At 59.5% G+C, this 16,298-nt stretch carries 18 protein-coding genes; 7 read left to right on the top strand and 11 right to left on the bottom strand.

Going from position 1 to position 16,298, the window contains the following annotated elements:
- Positions 1–30: 30 nt before the first annotated feature.
- Positions 31–939 (bottom strand): MurR/RpiR family transcriptional regulator, encoded by a 909-nt coding sequence (locus ACI514_RS14130; RefSeq protein ID WP_405124099.1) that lies wholly within the window; start codon positions 937–939, stop codon positions 31–33.
- 402 nt (positions 940–1,341) lie between these two features.
- On the opposite strand from ACI514_RS14130, the gene ACI514_RS14125 reads away from it, so the two are divergent.
- From ACI514_RS14125 to ACI514_RS14115, 3 genes are all read left to right on the top strand, one after another.
- Positions 1,342–1,746 carry a TraR/DksA family transcriptional regulator gene (locus ACI514_RS14125; RefSeq protein WP_003225981.1) on the top strand — a complete coding sequence of 135 codons (405 nt, stop codon included), beginning with the start codon at positions 1,342–1,344 and terminating at the stop codon, positions 1,744–1,746.
- A 228-nt stretch (positions 1,747–1,974) separates the two neighbouring features.
- Positions 1,975–3,579 carry a methyl-accepting chemotaxis protein gene (locus ACI514_RS14120; protein WP_405124098.1) on the top strand — a complete coding sequence of 535 codons (1,605 nt, stop codon included), beginning with the start codon at positions 1,975–1,977 and terminating at the stop codon, positions 3,577–3,579.
- Positions 3,580–3,692: 113 nt separating this feature from the next.
- Complete coding sequence (locus tag ACI514_RS14115; RefSeq protein ID WP_016982990.1) at positions 3,693–3,896, top strand: hypothetical protein; 204 nt, start codon at positions 3,693–3,695, stop codon at positions 3,894–3,896.
- 7 nt (positions 3,897–3,903) lie between these two features.
- Here ACI514_RS14115 and ACI514_RS14110 read toward each other — a convergent pair whose 3' ends face one another.
- Both ACI514_RS14110 and ACI514_RS14105 read right to left on the bottom strand, forming a co-directional pair.
- Positions 3,904–4,140, bottom strand: a complete 237-nt coding sequence (locus ACI514_RS14110) for a DUF2789 family protein (RefSeq protein WP_405124097.1) — start codon at positions 4,138–4,140, stop codon at positions 3,904–3,906.
- Between the two features lie 48 nt (positions 4,141–4,188).
- Entirely contained in the window at positions 4,189–4,440 is a 252-nt protein-coding gene (locus ACI514_RS14105; RefSeq protein ID WP_160057346.1) for a hypothetical protein, read from the bottom strand.
- 401 nt (positions 4,441–4,841) lie between these two features.
- Between ACI514_RS14105 and ACI514_RS14100 the strand changes: the two genes are divergently transcribed.
- The 3 genes from ACI514_RS14100 to ACI514_RS14090 all read left to right on the top strand — a co-directional run bounded on the left by ACI514_RS14100 (position 4,842) and on the right by ACI514_RS14090 (position 6,650).
- The gene (locus ACI514_RS14100; protein WP_038366424.1) at positions 4,842–5,312 is read left to right on the top strand and encodes a hypothetical protein; all 471 of its coding nucleotides are present in this window, start codon (positions 4,842–4,844) and stop codon (positions 5,310–5,312) included.
- A complete protein-coding gene (locus ACI514_RS14095; RefSeq protein ID WP_405124096.1) occupies positions 5,309–5,506 on the top strand; it encodes a hypothetical protein in 198 nt (65 codons plus the stop codon). Before ACI514_RS14100 ends, ACI514_RS14095 begins: the two co-directional genes overlap by 4 nt.
- 127 nt (positions 5,507–5,633) lie before the next feature.
- Positions 5,634–6,650, top strand: coding sequence for an ABC transporter substrate-binding protein (locus ACI514_RS14090; protein WP_405124095.1), 1,017 nt, complete (start codon positions 5,634–5,636; stop codon positions 6,648–6,650).
- 89 nt (positions 6,651–6,739) lie between these two features.
- Here the strand turns inward: ACI514_RS14090 and ACI514_RS14085 are convergent, their stop codons facing one another.
- On the bottom strand, positions 6,740–8,872 hold the full coding sequence (locus ACI514_RS14085; RefSeq protein ID WP_405124094.1) for a TonB-dependent receptor: 2,133 nt from the start codon (positions 8,870–8,872) through the stop codon (positions 6,740–6,742).
- Between the two features lie 92 nt (positions 8,873–8,964).
- Entirely contained in the window at positions 8,965–9,354 is a 390-nt protein-coding gene (locus tag ACI514_RS14080; protein WP_016982997.1) for a DUF2946 domain-containing protein, read from the bottom strand.
- A gap of 94 nt (positions 9,355–9,448) precedes the next feature.
- On the opposite strand from ACI514_RS14080, the gene ACI514_RS14075 reads away from it, so the two are divergent.
- Complete coding sequence (locus tag ACI514_RS14075; protein WP_405124093.1) at positions 9,449–9,889, top strand: DUF3995 domain-containing protein; 441 nt, start codon at positions 9,449–9,451, stop codon at positions 9,887–9,889.
- Positions 9,890–10,005: 116 nt separating this feature from the next.
- On the opposite strand, the gene ACI514_RS14070 is transcribed toward ACI514_RS14075, so the two are convergent.
- The 6 genes from ACI514_RS14070 to ACI514_RS14045 are packed head-to-tail and all read right to left on the bottom strand — an operon-like array spanning position 10,006 to position 16,063.
- The gene (locus tag ACI514_RS14070) at positions 10,006–10,368 is read right to left on the bottom strand and encodes a Na+/H+ antiporter subunit G (protein ID WP_405124092.1); all 363 of its coding nucleotides are present in this window, start codon (positions 10,366–10,368) and stop codon (positions 10,006–10,008) included.
- The gene (locus tag ACI514_RS14065) at positions 10,365–10,643 is read right to left on the bottom strand and encodes a K+/H+ antiporter subunit F (protein WP_011334688.1); all 279 of its coding nucleotides are present in this window, start codon (positions 10,641–10,643) and stop codon (positions 10,365–10,367) included. The genes ACI514_RS14070 and ACI514_RS14065 overlap by 4 nt, the downstream gene beginning before the upstream one ends.
- Complete coding sequence (locus ACI514_RS14060) at positions 10,640–11,128, bottom strand: Na+/H+ antiporter subunit E (RefSeq protein WP_405124091.1); 489 nt, start codon at positions 11,126–11,128, stop codon at positions 10,640–10,642. Before ACI514_RS14060 ends, ACI514_RS14065 begins: the two co-directional genes overlap by 4 nt.
- Complete coding sequence (locus tag ACI514_RS14055; protein WP_405124090.1) at positions 11,125–12,804, bottom strand: monovalent cation/H+ antiporter subunit D; 1,680 nt, start codon at positions 12,802–12,804, stop codon at positions 11,125–11,127. Before ACI514_RS14055 ends, ACI514_RS14060 begins: the two co-directional genes overlap by 4 nt.
- Positions 12,801–13,145 carry a Na+/H+ antiporter subunit C gene (locus ACI514_RS14050; RefSeq protein ID WP_007910763.1) on the bottom strand — a complete coding sequence of 115 codons (345 nt, stop codon included), beginning with the start codon at positions 13,143–13,145 and terminating at the stop codon, positions 12,801–12,803. Before ACI514_RS14050 ends, ACI514_RS14055 begins: the two co-directional genes overlap by 4 nt.
- The gene (locus tag ACI514_RS14045) at positions 13,145–16,063 is read right to left on the bottom strand and encodes a monovalent cation/H+ antiporter subunit A (protein ID WP_405124089.1); all 2,919 of its coding nucleotides are present in this window, start codon (positions 16,061–16,063) and stop codon (positions 13,145–13,147) included. Before ACI514_RS14045 ends, ACI514_RS14050 begins: the two co-directional genes overlap by 1 nt.
- Between the last annotated feature and the right edge of the window lie 235 nt (positions 16,064–16,298).

Here is a 16,298-nt window from a genome sequence, read left to right as displayed (position 1 = left end):
GGCATAACCTAGCCGACGTTGAGGCAATTGTCAGTCGTCGAAGCCGGGTTGTTCGTGAATCTCATCAACATTCAGTTCCAGCCGATAGGCCACCGCTACAAACAACGCTTGGCACAAACACAGCGTCGCACTCAGCGAACGAAAGGCGAGGGCGCTGCCTTCGTTGACCAGCAATACGCTGTTGGCGAGTTTCGCCAGCGGCGAGAGGTGGCTGTCGGTGAGGATCAGGGTGTTGGCCTGTTGCTGGCGAGCGAAGCGCAGGCAGTGTTGGGTTTCCTTGGCGTAGGGCACGAAGCTGATGGCGATGACCAGATCCTTGGCGCGCACGCTGCGCATTTGCTCGCGATAGCTGCCGCCTAGCCCGGACACCAGATGAATTTTTTTCTGGGTGTGTTGCAAGTTGTAAACAAGGTAGTCGGCGACGGCGAAGGAGCGGCGCACGCCGACGACATAAATGTTGTCGGCGTTGACGATCAGGTCGACGGCTTTTTCGAATGCGGTGTCGTCGAGTTCGCGGCCCAGGCGTTCGATGCCGGAGCGGGTGGCGTCGATGCATTCGCGGGCGAGGTCACCGGCGCTGGCTTGCTGCGACTGGTCGGCGATCATGCTGCGGATGCGTTGCTGGTAGTTTTGCACCGGCGAGGCTTTGTGCGTGTAGGCGCTGCGGAACAAGGCCTGCATTTCGCTGAAGCCGCTAAAACCGAAGCGTTGCGAGAAGCGCACGATGGCGGACGGGTGGACTTCGCACTCGCGAGCGATGTCGCTGATGCGGTCGACCATGATCCGGTCGCTCTGTTGGCTGATGTAGCTGGCGATGCGTTTGAGCTGGCGCGGCAGGGCGTCGTATTCGTCGGTGATCAGTTGCAGCAGGCGCTCGGCATTGATCGGGGGGCTGGCGAGTGAAACCTCGTCGGTGGCCGGCAGATCGGGGCGGGGCATAGGTCATCCTTCAGGCTGTTTGATCTCACGGTGGGCCTGATAGTAGGGGGGCTTTTGCGGTTCTGCTTTGCTGAAACGATGCAGTGCGTGGTAAAAAATTGCGTCTGAACGCTGCGCGGTTAGCCGTTTGTCTTCTATATACAGCCGCTCGACTGAATTTCTTGCTATAAACGCACTCCGATTGCCCGTGTGAACGCTGTGTCAGAGCAGTTTCCGGACGTTGTCGGACAAATTCCCTGTATTTACAGTTGCTGAGGCCTCATTCGGGCCTTAGACTGCCGCCCCTCGTAAATTGAGTGCCGGGTGGCATTTGCAATAAACGATGCCTTTTCGCCGACCGCACGCGGTTCGCCGAAACGCTCCCTAATTCGCCTTAATGCACGTTTTTTTATAGAGATATCAATGACAAAGGACAAGTTGCTGGCCATGCCGGCAGATGACTACATGAATGCCGAGCAGCACGCTTTCTTCACTGAGCTGTTGCAGAACATGAAAGTCGAAACCCACGAGCGCATTGAGCAAAACCGTATCGCCATCGAAAGCCTGGACACCCCGGCTGACCCGGCGGACGCGGCTTCGGTTGAAGAAGAGCGCACTTGGCTGGTGAACGCGATCGATCGCGACCAGCGCATGCTGCCACAACTGGAACAAGCCCTTGAGCGCATCAAGGAAGACAGTTTTGGCTGGTGCGATGACAGCGGCGAGGCCATTGGCCTGAAACGCCTGCTGATCAGCCCGACCACCAAGTACTGCATCGAAGCTCAAGAGCGTCACGAGCAGATCGACAAGCACCAGCGTCAGGCCTGATTCTGTGAGGTGACCCTTTCGATAGGGGCGCCTTGAAAAGATCGCAGCCTTCGGCAGCTCCTACACAGGCGTTGCTGAAGGCTGCGATCTTTGTTTTTGCTCGTCCGCAATATTTCCCCGCGATTCCATTGACCTGCCACAGACCCCACGACTAACGGACCATGGATAATGGCGTTGTAGTGGCGTTTAATGCAGTCACAACAATGAGAACAAGCGTGGGGTGTTGATATGACGAGAGATGGATCTCTGGTTGGGGCTTTGCCTGCACCAGTGCCTTTGCCGAAAAACCGCTGGATCGCACCGACCCTGCAAAGCATCGCCCTGATGCTGTTGTTGGCCGGCATGACGCTGGGTGAATGGTCGCTGTACATTGGCATGCCGTTGGCGGTGCTGATTGTCTGGCTGCCGCGCCTGCGCTCCCGCGCTATCCCCGATGTTCAGCCTGCCGACACTGGCAGCGCAATGTCCGACCTGACCCGCGACCTTTCCTACACCACCAGTCATAACGCGTTGTCGGCAGCCGGCGTGGCGTTTTCGGTCAAGGAACTGGCGAGCAAACTCGAATCGCAACTCGATGCGGCGGCGCGGATTGTCAGCAATGCCGAGGTGATGATCGCGACCGAACACGCGACTTCGCAGCTCAGCCGTGCAGCGCTCGAGGCAGCGAGTCAGGCGCATCACAGCGGCGCGGCGGGGCGCACGGAGCTGGTGGATTCGATCTCGCGCATGCATCAGCTCAGTCAACGCGCCAATGCCAGCCGTGAATTGATCGAAGCCTTGAGTCTGCGCAGCGATGATATTCAGCGCGTGACCCTGGTAATTCAGTCGATTGCCAGCCAGACCAATCTGCTCGCATTGAACGCGGCGATCGAAGCGGCGCGGGCCGGTGAGCATGGTCGTGGTTTCGCGGTGGTGGCGGACGAAGTTCGCGGGTTGGCGGCACGCACAGCTTCGGCAACCGGTGAAGTGGGCGAGATGGTCGCGGACATTCAACAGCGCACGGCGCAGGTGGTTGAGCAGATTCGTGAGCTGTCCAGCGATCTGCAGACCGGTGTCGAGCAGGTCGAGCACACCGGTCAGCATCTGGAGAACATTGCACGATTGGCTGCCGGTGTGGAAAGTCAGGTCGGTGAAATTGCCCAGGGCGCGGAAACCAATCGCGAACAACTCGACAGTCTTTTTAAAGCCATTGAACAGATGCGCAGCGATCTGGCGATCAGCGATCAACAGACGCGCCGCCTCGCCGAAGCGGCGGTGCAGATGGAAGGGCAGGCGGAAACCATCAGCGAACGCTTGGCTGAAGTCGGTCTGGATGACTATCACCAGCGCATCTACGATCTGGCCCGCGAAGGGGCGAGCCAGATTGCCGCGCGTTTCGAGGCGGATGTCGAGCAGGGCCGGATCAGCCTCGAAGACCTGTTCGACCGCCAGTATCAGCCGATCCCGAATACGCAGCCGGCGAAATTCCAAACCCGTTTCGACCGTTACACCGATCAGGTGCTGCCGGCGATTCAGGAACCCTTGTTGCCGCGTCACGAGGGGCTGGTGTTCGCCATTGCCTGCACGCAGCAGGGTTATGTGCCGACGCACAATCAGTTGTTCAGCCAGCCGTTGACCGGCGATGCACAGGTCGACGCGGTGAACAATCGCACCAAACGCAAGTTTGCCGACCGCACGGGTATTCGCTGCGGCAGCCATCAGCAACCGGTGTTGTTGCAGACCTACACCCGCGACACCGGTGAGCTGATGCATGACCTGTCGGTGCCGATCATGATCAAGGGCCGGCACTGGGGTGGATTGCGTCTGGGCTATAAACCGGAAAAACCGCGCTGAGGGATTGTTACTGCCGGTGCAATGAATCTGTGCATGGAGCTTGCTGTTTCCGCTCGAAAGAAACCATTAATCTGACCGCTTAGTTAGGTTGCTAATGATTTCGGGAGAGCTGCATGCAGTGCAGAGTTGATGTTGCCGTGATGATCGGCAGTGGCGTGCCGGCCGGTTTGCGCGCAATGGGCCGCAGCGTCTGCTGGGTGGTGTTGCTCAATGGCGAGCGTCGCGGTACCGCGTTTGCCAGTCGCGACGAGGCGGAGGAGTGCAAGGCTGCGTGGCTCGCGCAATTGCACGCTGAGCCGGGTGACAGCCTTCACTGACTCCTGATTACTTGCCGTCGTGCAGGCGCACATTCAGTTCATCAACCACGATCGCCTCTTCACCGTCGGCCCTTAACCATTCCTTGAGTAATTGCGCCTGTTGCGGCGTCCAGAAATCGGCGTCGATCAGTTTGGTCTCAGAGGTCAACTGATGCTTTTCGATGAAATCGTCGATTGCTGTGCCATCTGAAGGCAACCCCAGTTGATCGAACAGGGTTTTTAGATCGTATGCTGGCAGTTCCATCGTGTACTCCTTCGGTGGGCGCCGGTACGGCGCGGTCGATCACTCTCTTTATCTGAGGCAGCCATTCGCCAGGAGTTCGATCTTCGATTCAAGTGAGCGGGCGAGGGCGCAGGCTTCGTTGTGATCTTCACGGAAACCTCTTACACGCCCGGTCGAGGTTTCCTTGATGTGGAAGAAGGCGTTGCCGGCCGGTACGACTTGAAAGCGTGGCCAATGCTCGTTGATGGCGCTGAGATGCAGGATCAGCGGCGATTCGATACGGGCGTCTGTGGTCATGGCAAAGTGAGTCCGAGTGCACATATGAAGTCCTTTTCATCAGTTGGCCGATATTTACAGGCCGTTTCGGGTAGTCGGAATGAGCATCGCTGCTCTAGAATCGCCAGTACCTGTTGACGACAGGGCTTATCTAAAGCAATTTTTCGCCAGCGATATGTCGGAAAAGTGCTTTTTTTCGTGAGAATTTTCCCTAAAGTTCGTAGTCAGACTGCTCTTGCCAACGGTGAGGATTTTTCCTTCAAGCTTTGGCGAAATCTGGATGAGTTTCGCGAGTGACAATCCAGTAGTCTTAGGGGCCTCGCGCTGAATCAGCACTCTGCTCGATTCGGGTATTTATTTGAGTCATTTGGTAGTTGCATTGGCCTGGCTTTTTTTTGCCGTGCGCGTTTTCCGTGTGCGGTTTTTTCAGATGTGGGGATGTTTCTTTGGCAGTCAGTAATCTCGATATGCATGCTTTGTTCGTGTTGGGTGATTTGCGTGCAAAGCTGGTCAAGTTGTTCCAGTCGCGTTTTGTTTACATCACCGAGCAGAACGCCGAAGGCATTTACGTGGCCGAGATCGACACCGAAAGCGCCTTGGTGGTCGATGACAAACCAGGGCTCAAGCTCAAGGTCGGCGATCATTTCAGTGCATCGGTCTTGCCCAGCCGTGAAGGCGGCAAGATGGATATCCGCTTTCGCGAAATCAAACTCACGGTCTATGGACTGGGCGATTACGCCTTCGTCGAAACTGCTGACGGGCACGCGATCCTGTTCAAGGAAGGCCACAGCGTGGTGACCGTGTTCGCCGCTCATCAGCAATTGCAGGAAGGCCTGACCAAAACCCTGAAAGCCGTGACCGCCAAAGCCGCCAAATGGCGCAAGGGCGAGCTGGTGACGTTCAAGGCCAGCGAGTGAGTCGCTCAGATTTCCATTCGCAGAACCTCGACACTGCACGCGAGGAAGCCCTGCGTTTGTTCGCCGCCAAGGCCGAATTGCAGGGCGCCTGGCTGAACTGGGTGGCTGCGCAGATCTACCAGTTACGTCCCGCGGAATACGCCAGCATGGTCAGACGCGAGCTGCAAAGCTTGCAGGAAAATTCTGATTCGTAACCTCGTCTGGGGCATGGCCCGGAAAAAGCAGGAACCTCGGCTACAGTCAGTTGACTGAGTATTCAGAGGCTTGCGGTCTTCTGTCAGGCCATCCTGCCATTGCTGTGAACAGCACGAGGTGCAATGCATGAACGGATTTCGACGGTTACTGGCCGCCAGCGTGGCCACGTTCGGTTTGCTGATATCAGCGCAATCGGTGACGGCCGCCCAGGCGCCGATCCATTTTGCCGACCTGAACTGGGAAAGCGGCAGCCTGATTACCGATGTGCTGCGGATCATCGTCGAGAAGGGTTACGGCTTGCCAACCGACACCTTGCCTGGCACCACCATCACGCTGGAAACCGCACTGGCCAACAATGACATTCAGGTCATTGGTGAGGAGTGGGCCGGGCGCAGTCCTGTGTGGGTCAAAGCCGAGGCCGAAGGCAAAGTCGTCAGCCTCGGTGATACCGTCAAGGGCGCTACCGAGGGCTGGTGGGTGCCGGAATACGTGATCAAGGGCGACCCAGCCAAAGGCATCAAGCCGCTGGCGCCGGATCTGCGCAGTGTCAGTGATCTGAAGAAGTACAAGGACGTGTTCAAGGATCCGGAAGCCCCGAACAAGGGGCGGTTCCTCAACAGCCCGATCGGCTGGACCTCGGAAGTGGTCAACAAACAGAAGTTGACGGCTTACGGATTGCAGGACGACTACACCAACTTCCGCAGTGGCTCGGGGGCGGCGCTGGATGCCGAGATCAGCTCATCGATTCGTCGTGGCAAACCGGTGTTGTTTTACTACTGGTCGCCGACGCCGCTGCTGGGCAAGTTCAAACTGGTGCAACTGGAAGAGCCGCCGTTTGATGCCGAGGCGTGGAAAACGCTGACCGATGCCGATAATCCCAATCCGAAACCGACCCGGTCGCTGGCGTCGAAGCTGTCGATTGGTGTGTCTACGCCGTTTCAAAAGCAGTATCCGCAGATTGCCGAGTTTTTCAGCAAAGTGGATTTCCCGATCGAGCCGCTGAACAAGGCGTTGGCCGAGATGAGCGAGAAGCACACGGCGCCGCGTGAGGCGGCGGAGGCATTCATGAAGGCGCACCCGGACGTTTGGCAGGCCTGGTTGCCGAAGGATGTGGCGGAGAAGGTTTCGGCTGATTTGAAATAGAGGCTGATGCGGCTGGCCTCATCGCGAGCAGGCTCACTCCTACAATTGGAATGCATTCCCCTGTAGGAGTGAGCCTGCTCGCGATGCTTTTAAAACTTCGTTTGCACCGCCAATTCAAAGGTGCGCGGTGTTCCGAGGTAATACGCCGGCGAAACATGCGCAAATTCCGCATACACCTCATTGGTCAGGTTACGCACGCGTCCGGTCACAGTGGTGTGCGAATCAACCTTGTAGCTAAGGAAGCTGCCGAACAAGGTGTACGACGGTACGGTCATGGTGTTGGCCGTGTCCGCGTACACCGACGCCACATACCGCGCATCCACCCCACCTTGCCACTGCGGCGAAAAGTCATAAGTCAGCCACAGATTACCGACCCGATCCGGCACATTGGTCGGCGTGTTGCCCTTGCGTGACACCACGACACCGGCGGCATTCTTTTCGGTGAAATCATCGTACTGCGCGTCGACCCAGGCGAAGTTGCCTTCGGCCAAAAGCTTATCGGTGATCCGCAACGAACTGGCGATTTCCACCCCTTTCGACGTCTGTTGACCGACCGGAATACTGCCGGCCGGATCTAGCGGGTCCGTCACCGCGAAGTCTTTTCGCTCGATGGTGTAAGCGGCAATCGTCGCCGAGCCGCGTCCATTCAGATAATCGAATTTACTACCAATCTCCCATTGCTTGCCGGTCGAGACGTCGAAATCCTGCGTGCCGTTCGGTTGCTCGGCGGCGGTGCTGTATTGCACGTAGACGTTGGCCGACGGAATGAACTGGTAGCTCAGGCCGGCGCGGCCGGTGACTGGCTCCCAACTGCGCTTGAGGTGCTTGGGATTGGCGGCGGTGACGGTGCGATGGTTGGTCACATCGAGGTCAATGTCGTCATAGCGCAGACCGGTGAGCAGCGACAGTTTGTCGGTCAACGCCAAACGGTTTTCCACAAACAATGCCTTGGTGGTGACCTCGTTGGTTTTGTCGCTGATCAATTTCGGGTTGGTGCCGGGAATGTCGTAGAAGTGCCCCGGGCGGTAGTTGTTCGGGTCAACGGTGCTCGCACCTTTGATGTTCAGCGGCGAGTTGGTGGTCTGGTTGACCTTGTATTCGAAGCCCCCCGACCACGTGGTGTCGAGACCTAAAAGCGTGTTGTCGTGGCGCAGTTCGAACTGGTTGCCGTTCTGTTCGCCCTGATGGCGAACCTGATAGGCGGTCGAACGGTTCACCGCGGTGTTGTCGGCGTTGTACTGGTAGGTTTCGAGGTTGCGGTAATCGCGCTGGCTGTCGAGGTGATACAGCGTGTTGCGCAGGGTGGTGTTGTCGTTGATGCGGTAGTCGATGATCGAGCGTACCCAGATCGTTCGCTGCTCGTAACGTCCGTCCTCGACGTTGTAGTTGTTGAAGCGATTGTGTTTGTCGATCTTCAATTCGCCGGCCTTGGGATTGAGCACGGGCGTGCCCCAGTAAGGGCTGTCTTCGTGTTCGTCCTGATATTCCAGCGCCAGCGTGTGCGACAGGTTCGGAGTGAGATCGCTGAGCAGCGAGAACGCCACGCTCCAGGCATCGCGCTCCTGGCGGTCGATGTAGCCGTTGCTGGTGTTGTGGCTGACGTCGAGTCGCGCGTAGTGCTGCACGTCGGCGCTTGGGTCGGTCAGGGTATGGTTGAGGCCGAACGCGGTTTCGGTGGTGTCGTAGGTGCCGTAGCTGACCCGGCCTTCAACAGCTTGTTCGTCGCGGCTGGCGAGTTTGGTCACGTAGTTCAGTGAGCCGCCGACGGAGCCTGCGCCATTGATCAGCGATGACGGGCCGCCGACCAGTTCAACGCGGTCATAGATCCACGAATCGACGGGCCGCGCGAGACCGCCGGAAACGTTGATGCCGTTGAACATCTGGGTGATCTGGCTGCTGGTGAAACCACGGTAGGAAACGAATCCGCCGAAGCCCGGCGGCGCGCTGGCGTTGACCCCGGGCAGGGTGTTGGCGGCGTCCTGGAAGTTCTGCGCGCCGTGGCGCTCGATGTCGTTGCGCTTGGCGATTGCCACCGAAGCCGGTGTGTCGCGCACGCTCAAACCCAGACGCGAGGCCATGCCGCTGGATTGGTCGAGGCTCAGGCCCGGTTCTATGCCGGACTCGCCATCGATGGTGATCGGCGCCAGATCCACAGTGGATTGCGCCCAAACGTTAACGGACAGGCAGCCGCACAGGCTCGCCAGCAGAGTGAGTTGTTTCATCATTGAATCCTGAATGCTTGTCTAGGAGTCAGCGCACAGGCAAACGCCGCGCGTTGGCGCAGTGGGCTGACAAATCAAAAAGGCAGGGATATTCAGGCGAGCGGTGGGGCGCGGGGGTTGGCCGAAGGCCAGGTGAAGCGGGCAGGGAGGTCAGCGCTGACGATGGGCGCCAGTGGCGGGCTGTGTTGTTCCGGCAGGATCGCCAGCGTGAGGCTGGAGTTGAACGCCGGGCCCATGCCGCCGCCGACCGAGCACAGCGGGCAGCCAAACGCCTTGGACAGCGTCGGCAGTTGTTCTTCGGTGGGATTGCTGGCGAGCGGCGCTTGAGTGGCCGGGTCGACTGTACAGAACTGGCCGCCGATGCCGTTGAGTTGCATGCCGACCATTTGTCCGTGACCGATGCTGCAGGCGAACACGTTGAACAGGACGCAGCAATAAAGCATCCAGGCCAGCAGTGAGCGATCGGAACGGGAGAATTTCATGGGGCGGCACTTTACCGTACCGCTGATCGGTCGTGCACTTGAAAAAAATCCGACTAGGATGATTTGTTCAAATCCCTTTCCAAGGATTTCAACCATGACCTTTGTGTTGGCTCAATGGCTGGTGACAACGTTTGCGGTGATCGCCTTGATGCATGTGTATTGGGCGTTGGGTGGGCAATGGGCGGCAGCGGTGGTGGTGCCGCAGGTGCCGGTGCGCGGATTTGTCGCAACGGTGCGACCGGCGTTCAAGCCATCGGGCTGGCTCACGTTGATCGTGGCGGCGGCGTTACTGGTGATTGCGGCGTTGGTGTGCATGCGGGTTGGCTGGGGCATGCCGGCGGTGACGCACAAGGCGCTGCAATGGGCGATCAGCGCGATTGCGCTGTTGATGTTTGCCCGGGCGATTGGTGATTCGAATCTGGTCGGGTTCTTCAAGGAAGTGAAGGATTCGCGGTTTGCGCGACTGGACACCTGGGTGTATTCGCCGTTGTGTGCGGTGTTGGGGGCCGGGTTGTTGGCGGTGGCTTGGGTTTGATATTTGAGGTGATCTGGAGATTGCTATCGCGAGCAGGCTCACTCCTACAGGGGAACGCATTCCAAATGTAGGAGTGAGCCTGCTCGCGATAGCGTCATTGCAGACAATACAAAACTTCAGCTACCACTCTCGGTGCGTCGGCTACTGACCTCAGCCGGCACATCATCCCCAGCCATGCGCTTGCGGAACAACGCCGCCCGCGCCAGCAGCAAAGTAGTCACCGGCACAGTGATCGCCAGCAATATCGGAATCAGCCAGGCGTGTATGACTGGCCCGGCCTTCAGCGCCGAAAAACAGATGATCGACGCCAGCGCCACACACCATGCACCCAGCGTTGAAGCCAGTGCCGGTGGGTGCATGCGCTGGAAATAATCCTTCATGCGCAATAATCCGACCGCACCGATCAGCGCGAACAGGCCGCTGAGTACCAGCAGGATCGCCACCGGAATCTCGACCCACAGAGACAATTCGGCATTCATTCGATCACCTCGCCACGCAGCAGGAATTTCGCCAGGGCAAACGAGCCGACGAAGCCGAACAGCGCAATCAGCAGCGCCGCTTCGAAGTAAGTGTCACTGGCATAACGAATGCCCAGGGTCAGCATCATCAGCATGGCGACGATGTACAGGTAATCCAGCGCCAAGACCCGATCCTGCGCCGACGGGCCTTTGAATAGGCGCACCAGCGTCAGCACCATGGCCAGCGAGAACAGGAACAGCGTCAGCAGGATCGCGTTCGACAGTAATGGGCTCATTCGAAAATCTCCATCAACGGCCGCTCGTAGGTGCTCTTGAAGTGCTCGATGAATTGCGCTTCGTCATCCAGATCCCAGACGTGCAACAACAGAATGCTGCGATCCAGCGACAGTTCCGACCACACCGTGCCGGGCACCACCGTGCAGATCATCGCCAGGGTCGCCAGGCCATGAGCGTCGCGCAGCTCCAGCGGCACTTTGACAAAACCCGAGCGGAGAGGGCGACGACCGGCATTCAACACACCCCACGCGACGATCAGGTTGGACATCACCACGTCACGACCGACGACCAGGAACAGGCGCAGGATCGTCCCCGGCCGGCGAATGCGCGCGCGCTTCGGACGCAATTTGCGCATCATCAACGGCGCAGCAAATCCCAATATTGCGCCGAGCAGCAGGTTGCCCGGGCTGACCGACAGGTTCAGGGTCAGCCATAAGGCGCACAGCGCCAGCGATAGCAACGGTGCAGGAAACACACGCTTCATGGCTGCACCTCCAGCATCGCCGATTTGGCTTCCGGGCTCGGTACGGCACGGGTGCCGAGCACCGCCATGACGTATTGCTGCGGGTTGTTCAGCGCTTCGGCGGTGGCCTGGGTGTAACGCAACAAAGGCTCAGCCTTAAAGGTCAGGACGATGCTCAGCCCGAGCAAAAGGAAAATCGGCGCGCATTCGAGTTTGCGCAGTAGCGGTGAAGGGCGCTCTTCTGGCGTCCAGAAGCGCTGAATGCCGAGACGCGAGAACGCCATCAACGACGCCAGCCCGGTGAGGATCAGCAGCGCCAGCAATGCCCAGGCCGCGTTGGAAATCGGCGCGCCAGTGCCCAGCCCCAGTGGATTGAGCAATGCACCGATCAGGCTCAGTTTGCCGATAAAGCCGGACAGCGGCGGCATGCCAATGATCAGCAGCGCGCAAGCAATGAAGCTCAGGCCGAGAAACGCCATGGTCCACGGAATGACCTGACCGACCACGGCTTTCTGCTCGTCATCGAGGTTGATGCCTTTGGGCGGCTGCAGGGATTCCTGTGGGCGCGGCAGCAGTTCGCTTTCGTCTTCCAGCGGAATCTCGTTGGCCGAGCGCGAACGCTCGATCAACTCCGCCAGCAGGAACAGCGCACTCAACGCCAGCGTCGAGCTGACCAGATAGAACAGCGCCGCGCCGATCAGATTCGGCTGCGCGAAACCGACGGCGGACAGCAGAATCCCGGCCGACACCAGAATGCTCAGGCTGGCCATGCGCTCCAGGCGTTGCGCGGCGAGAATCGCCAGCGCCGCGCAGGCCATGGTCGCCATGCCGCCGTAGATCAGCCATTCGCCGCCGAAGAATGCCGACGCTCCGGCCTGCCCGGAAAACAACAGGGTCCACAGGCGCAGCAGGGTGTAGACGCCGACCTTGGTCATGATCGCGAACATCGCCGCCACCGGTGCACTGGCCGAAGAGTAGGCTGGCACCAGCCAGAAGTTCAGCGGCCACATGCCGGCCTTGGCCAGGAACGCGACGGCGAGAATCCCCGCACCGGCGTGCAGCAAGCCCCGGTCGGCTTCCGGCACCAGCGGAATCTTCAGCGCCAGATCAGCCATGTTCAGCGTACCTGTCACGCCATAGATCAGCGCGGCGCCAATCAGAAACAGCGACGAGGCGAGCAGGTTGATCGAAATGTAATGCAGCCCCGATGAAACCCGCGCCCGCCCCGAGCCGTGCAGCAACAGGCCATAGGACGCGGCGAGCAACACTTCGAAGAACACGAACAGATTGAACAGGTCAGCGGTCAGGAATGCGCCATACAAGCCCATCAACTGAATCTGGAACAGTGCGTGAAAGCTCGAACCGGCGCCGTCCCAACGGGCCATGGCAAACAGCAAAGCGCTGACGCCGATGATACCGGTCAGCACCAGCATCAGCGCCGACAGGCGATCGACAACCAGCACAATGCCGAACGGCGCCTGCCAGTTGCCCGGCAGGTAAACGCCGATGGAACCGGGGACGCCAGTGGTTTGCGTCCATTGCAGCAGCATCACCGAAATGAACAGGCCGACGAGGCTGGAGAGCAGGTTGATCTTCGCCTTCAGCGGTCGGTGCCGCTCGCCGAGCATCAGCATGATGGCGGCGGTCAGCAGCGGCAGCAGAATCGGTGCGGCGATCAGGTGAGTCATCGCCATCATTCTTTAGGCTCCCGGCCGTCGACGTGGTCGGTGCCGGTCAGGCCGCGCGAGGCGAGCAGAACGACGAGGAACAGCGCGGTCATGGCGAAACTGATGACGATCGCGGTGAGTACCAGTGCCTGTGGCAGCGGGTCGGTGTAATGCAGCAAATCCTGGGTGACGCCATCCTTGATCACCGGCTCCTTGCCGATGAACAGGCTGCCCATGCTGAAGATGAACAGGTTGACGCCGTACGACAGCAGGCACAGGCCCATGACCACCTGGAAGGTCCGTGGTCGCAGGATCAACCAGACGCCGGACGCGGCGAGCACGCCGATGGCGATTGCGATGACTTCTTCCATCAGACGGCTCCTTTGCTGGCGACGGACTTGGGCAGCGATGCGGTCTTGTGACCTCGCACCGATTGGTGGGCGAGGGCGGTGAGGATCAACAGCGTCGAGCCGACCACAACACCGTATACGCCAATGTCGAAGAACAACGCGCTGGCGATATGGATGTCACCCAGCACCGGCAAGCTGAAATGCCAGGTGTGCGTGGTCAGGAACGGATAACCGACGACCATCGCCCCCAGGCCGGTGGCGGTGGCGAACAGTAACCCGGTGCCCATCCAGCGCAGCGGCCGCAGGCTCATTTGCGCCTCGACCCACTGTGTGCCAGCGACCATGTATTGCAGGATGAACGCCACCGACATCACCAGACCGGCGACGAAACCACCGCCCGGTTGGTTGTGTCCGCGCATAAACAGATAGAACGACACCACCAGCGCAATTGGCAGCAACAGACGCACCAGCACTGCAGGCACCATCATGAAGCCGAGCGCGGTGTCGCTGGCTGAACGCGGGTTGACCAGATCGGTGACCACGTCCGGCGCCAGCAAGCGTTGCTGGGCTGGCAATTGCAGGCTTTCTTTCGGCGGGCGGAAACGCCGCAGCAGGGCGAACACGGTCAGCGCCACGGCGACCAGCACGGTGATTTCACCGAGGGTGTCGAAGCCACGGAAATCCACCAGCATTACGTTGACCACGTTGCTGCCGCCGCCCTCGGGCATGGCGCGGCTGAGGTAGAACGAGGAGATGTCGTTCGGCGTCTGCCGCGTCAGCATCGCGTAGGACAGCAGCGCCATGCCACCGCCGACGGCAATCGACAGCAGCAAGTCGCGCAGACGACGAATCCGCGCCTTGCGCAGGCTGCTTGGCAGTGGCGAGACTTCTTCGATACGGCGTGGCAACCAGCGCAGGCCGAGCAGGATCAGCACGGTGGTGACCACTTCGACTGCGAGTTGTGTCAGCGCCAGATCAGGCGCGGAGAACCAGACGAAGGTCACGCAGGTCATCAAGCCGCAGACGCTGACCATGGTCAGGGCCGCGAGACGGTGATACTTGGCCTGCCACGCGGCGCCGAGGGCACAGGCAATTGCCAGCAGCCAAAGAGTCACGAAAACGATCGAACCAGGAATCTTCGGCCGGTCGCCCCAGCTAAGACTGCTGTGCAGCATCGGGATCAGGCCGGCGAGCACTGCCGCCAGTACCATCAGGAACAATTGCATCTGCAGACGCTTGGTGCCGAGTCGCCGCTCGACGCGCCGGGCCATGCGCATCATCACTACCAGACTGCGCTCGAACAGGCGCTTGCCGTTGAAGCGGCCTACCAGTGGCGGGTACTTGAAGCGACCGCGCTGGAGCTGATTGCGCAGCAACAGGTAGACGATGATGCCGCCGGACATGGCGATCAGGCTCATGATCATTGGCGCGTTGAGGCCATGCCAGATCGCCAGGCTGTATTCCGGCAGTTCGCCGCCGACGACAGGCAAGGCGGCTGCCGCGAGCAGTGGGCCGACGATCTGCGCGGGGAAAATCCCCACCAGCAAGCAAGTGAACACCAGCAGTTCTACCGGCGCACGCATCCAGCGCGGCGGCTCATGCGGGGTGTGCGGCAGTTCAGTGGCCGGTGGACCGAAGAACACATCGACGGTGAAACGCAGCGAGTAGGCAACGCTGAATGTACCGGCGATGGTCGCGACAATCGGCAGCGCCGCTTCAACCCACGCCGTGGCGTTGATGAACACGGTTTCGGCGAAGAACATCTCTTTCGACAGGAAACCGTTGAGCAATGGCACACCCGCCATCGAGGCGCTGGCAACCATGGCCAGCGTCGCGGTGAACGGAATCAGTTTGATCAGGCCGCTAAGTTTGCGGATATCCCGGGTACCGCTTTCATGGTCGATGATGCCTGCGGCCATGAACAGCGAAGCCTTGAACGTAGCGTGGTTGAGGATGTGGAACACCGCCGCCACGGCAGCCAGCGGACTGTTCAGGCCCAGTAACAGGGTGATCAAGCCGAGATGGCTGATGGTCGAGTAAGCGAGCAGACCTTTGAGATCGTTCTGGAACATCGCGCAATACGCGCCGAGCAACAGCGTGCACGCGCCGGCGCCGCTGACGATGTAGAACCATTCTTCACTGCCAGACAGCGATGGCCACAGACGCGCGAGCAGGAACACCCCGGCCTTGACCATGGTTGCCGAATGCAGATAGGCAGAAACCGGTGTCGGCGCCGCCATTGCGTGCGGCAACCAGAAATGGAAAGGGAACTGCGCACTTTTGCTGAGTGCGCCGATAAGAATCAGGGGTAAAAGAATAGGGTAGAGGGCGTGTGCACGAATCATGTCGCCGGCGGCCAGGACCTCGTCGAGGTCATAGCTGCCGACGACATGGCCGAGAATCATGACCCCCGCCAGCAGGCATAATCCGCCGGCACCGGTGACCATCAACGCCATATAGGCACCGCGACGGGCGTCGGCGCGGTGGTGCCAGTAGCCAATCAACAGGAATGAAAAGAGGCTGGTCAGTTCCCAGAAAAACACCATCTGGATGAGGTTGCCGGAGATCACCAGACCGAGCATGGCACCCATGAACGCCAGGAAAAACGCAAAGAAGCGCGGCACCGGATCGTCCGGCGACATGTAATAACGCGCATAGAGAGAAACGAGCGTGCCGATGCCGAGCACCAGCATCGAGAACAGCCAGGCGAAACCGTCCATGCGCAGAACGAAGTTCAGCCCGAGGCTGGGCAGCCACATGAATTCTTCGCGGATCACGCCGCCGTGGGCAATTTGCGGGTACAACAGCGCGACCTGGACGGTGCCGATCAGAGCGACCAGACCTGCCAGCAGGGATTCGGTATTACGCGCGTTGTGTGGCAGCACCGCTGCCAGACAGCTGCCAATGAATGGCAGAAGCAGTAGAACTATCAGGGACATAGGCTTCTAATCTGCGGAAGTTTGTGAAGCATCATACGTGCCAGCTCCCCGATCACCAAACGCCAGGATGTCTCAGAATCCTACAAAGTAGTCTGGAATTTTCTGTTTGGCATTGTTTCAGGGGCAGCGATGTTGTGGCAGATGGCCCTTTCGCGAGCAGGCTCGCTCCCACATTGGAATGTATTTCAAAATGTGGGAGCGAGCCTGCTCGCGAAAGCGTTGGGCCAGACGCTGA

This window comes from Pseudomonas sp. M20 (assembly GCF_045037865.1).
GTDB lineage: Bacteria > Pseudomonadota > Gammaproteobacteria > Pseudomonadales > Pseudomonadaceae > Aquipseudomonas.
The sequence above is the reverse complement of the archived record's forward strand: the minus strand, read 5'-3'. Positions and strand labels throughout refer to the sequence as shown.

What these genes read in the sequence shown, in the direction of transcription:
- ACI514_RS14050 (WP_007910763.1), bottom strand. Translation starts at nt 13,145, where the DNA reads ATGGAAGAAGTCATCGCAATCGCCATCGGCGTGCTCGCCGCGTCCGGC.
- ACI514_RS14115 (WP_016982990.1), top strand. Translation starts at nt 3,693, where the DNA reads ATGCAGTGCAGAGTTGATGTTGCCGTGATGATCGGCAGTGGCGTGCCG.
- ACI514_RS14045 (WP_405124089.1), bottom strand. Translation starts at nt 16,063, where the DNA reads ATGTCCCTGATAGTTCTACTGCTTCTGCCATTCATTGGCAGCTGTCTG.
- ACI514_RS14110 (WP_405124097.1), bottom strand. Translation starts at nt 4,140, where the DNA reads ATGGAACTGCCAGCATACGATCTAAAAACCCTGTTCGATCAACTGGGG.
- ACI514_RS14080 (WP_016982997.1), bottom strand. Translation starts at nt 9,354, where the DNA reads ATGAAATTCTCCCGTTCCGATCGCTCACTGCTGGCCTGGATGCTTTAT.
- ACI514_RS14065 (WP_011334688.1), bottom strand. Translation starts at nt 10,643, where the DNA reads ATGAGCCCATTACTGTCGAACGCGATCCTGCTGACGCTGTTCCTGTTC.
- ACI514_RS14105 (WP_160057346.1), bottom strand. Translation starts at nt 4,440, where the DNA reads ATGTGCACTCGGACTCACTTTGCCATGACCACAGACGCCCGTATCGAA.
- ACI514_RS14075 (WP_405124093.1), top strand. Translation starts at nt 9,449, where the DNA reads ATGACCTTTGTGTTGGCTCAATGGCTGGTGACAACGTTTGCGGTGATC.
- ACI514_RS14090 (WP_405124095.1), top strand. Translation starts at nt 5,634, where the DNA reads ATGAACGGATTTCGACGGTTACTGGCCGCCAGCGTGGCCACGTTCGGT.
- ACI514_RS14085 (WP_405124094.1), bottom strand. Translation starts at nt 8,872, where the DNA reads ATGAAACAACTCACTCTGCTGGCGAGCCTGTGCGGCTGCCTGTCCGTT.
- ACI514_RS14055 (WP_405124090.1), bottom strand. Translation starts at nt 12,804, where the DNA reads ATGATGGCGATGACTCACCTGATCGCCGCACCGATTCTGCTGCCGCTG.
- ACI514_RS14120 (WP_405124098.1), top strand. Translation starts at nt 1,975, where the DNA reads ATGACGAGAGATGGATCTCTGGTTGGGGCTTTGCCTGCACCAGTGCCT.
- ACI514_RS14125 (WP_003225981.1), top strand. Translation starts at nt 1,342, where the DNA reads ATGACAAAGGACAAGTTGCTGGCCATGCCGGCAGATGACTACATGAAT.
- ACI514_RS14130 (WP_405124099.1), bottom strand. Translation starts at nt 939, where the DNA reads ATGCCCCGCCCCGATCTGCCGGCCACCGACGAGGTTTCACTCGCCAGC.
- ACI514_RS14060 (WP_405124091.1), bottom strand. Translation starts at nt 11,128, where the DNA reads ATGAAGCGTGTGTTTCCTGCACCGTTGCTATCGCTGGCGCTGTGCGCC.
- ACI514_RS14070 (WP_405124092.1), bottom strand. Translation starts at nt 10,368, where the DNA reads ATGAATGCCGAATTGTCTCTGTGGGTCGAGATTCCGGTGGCGATCCTG.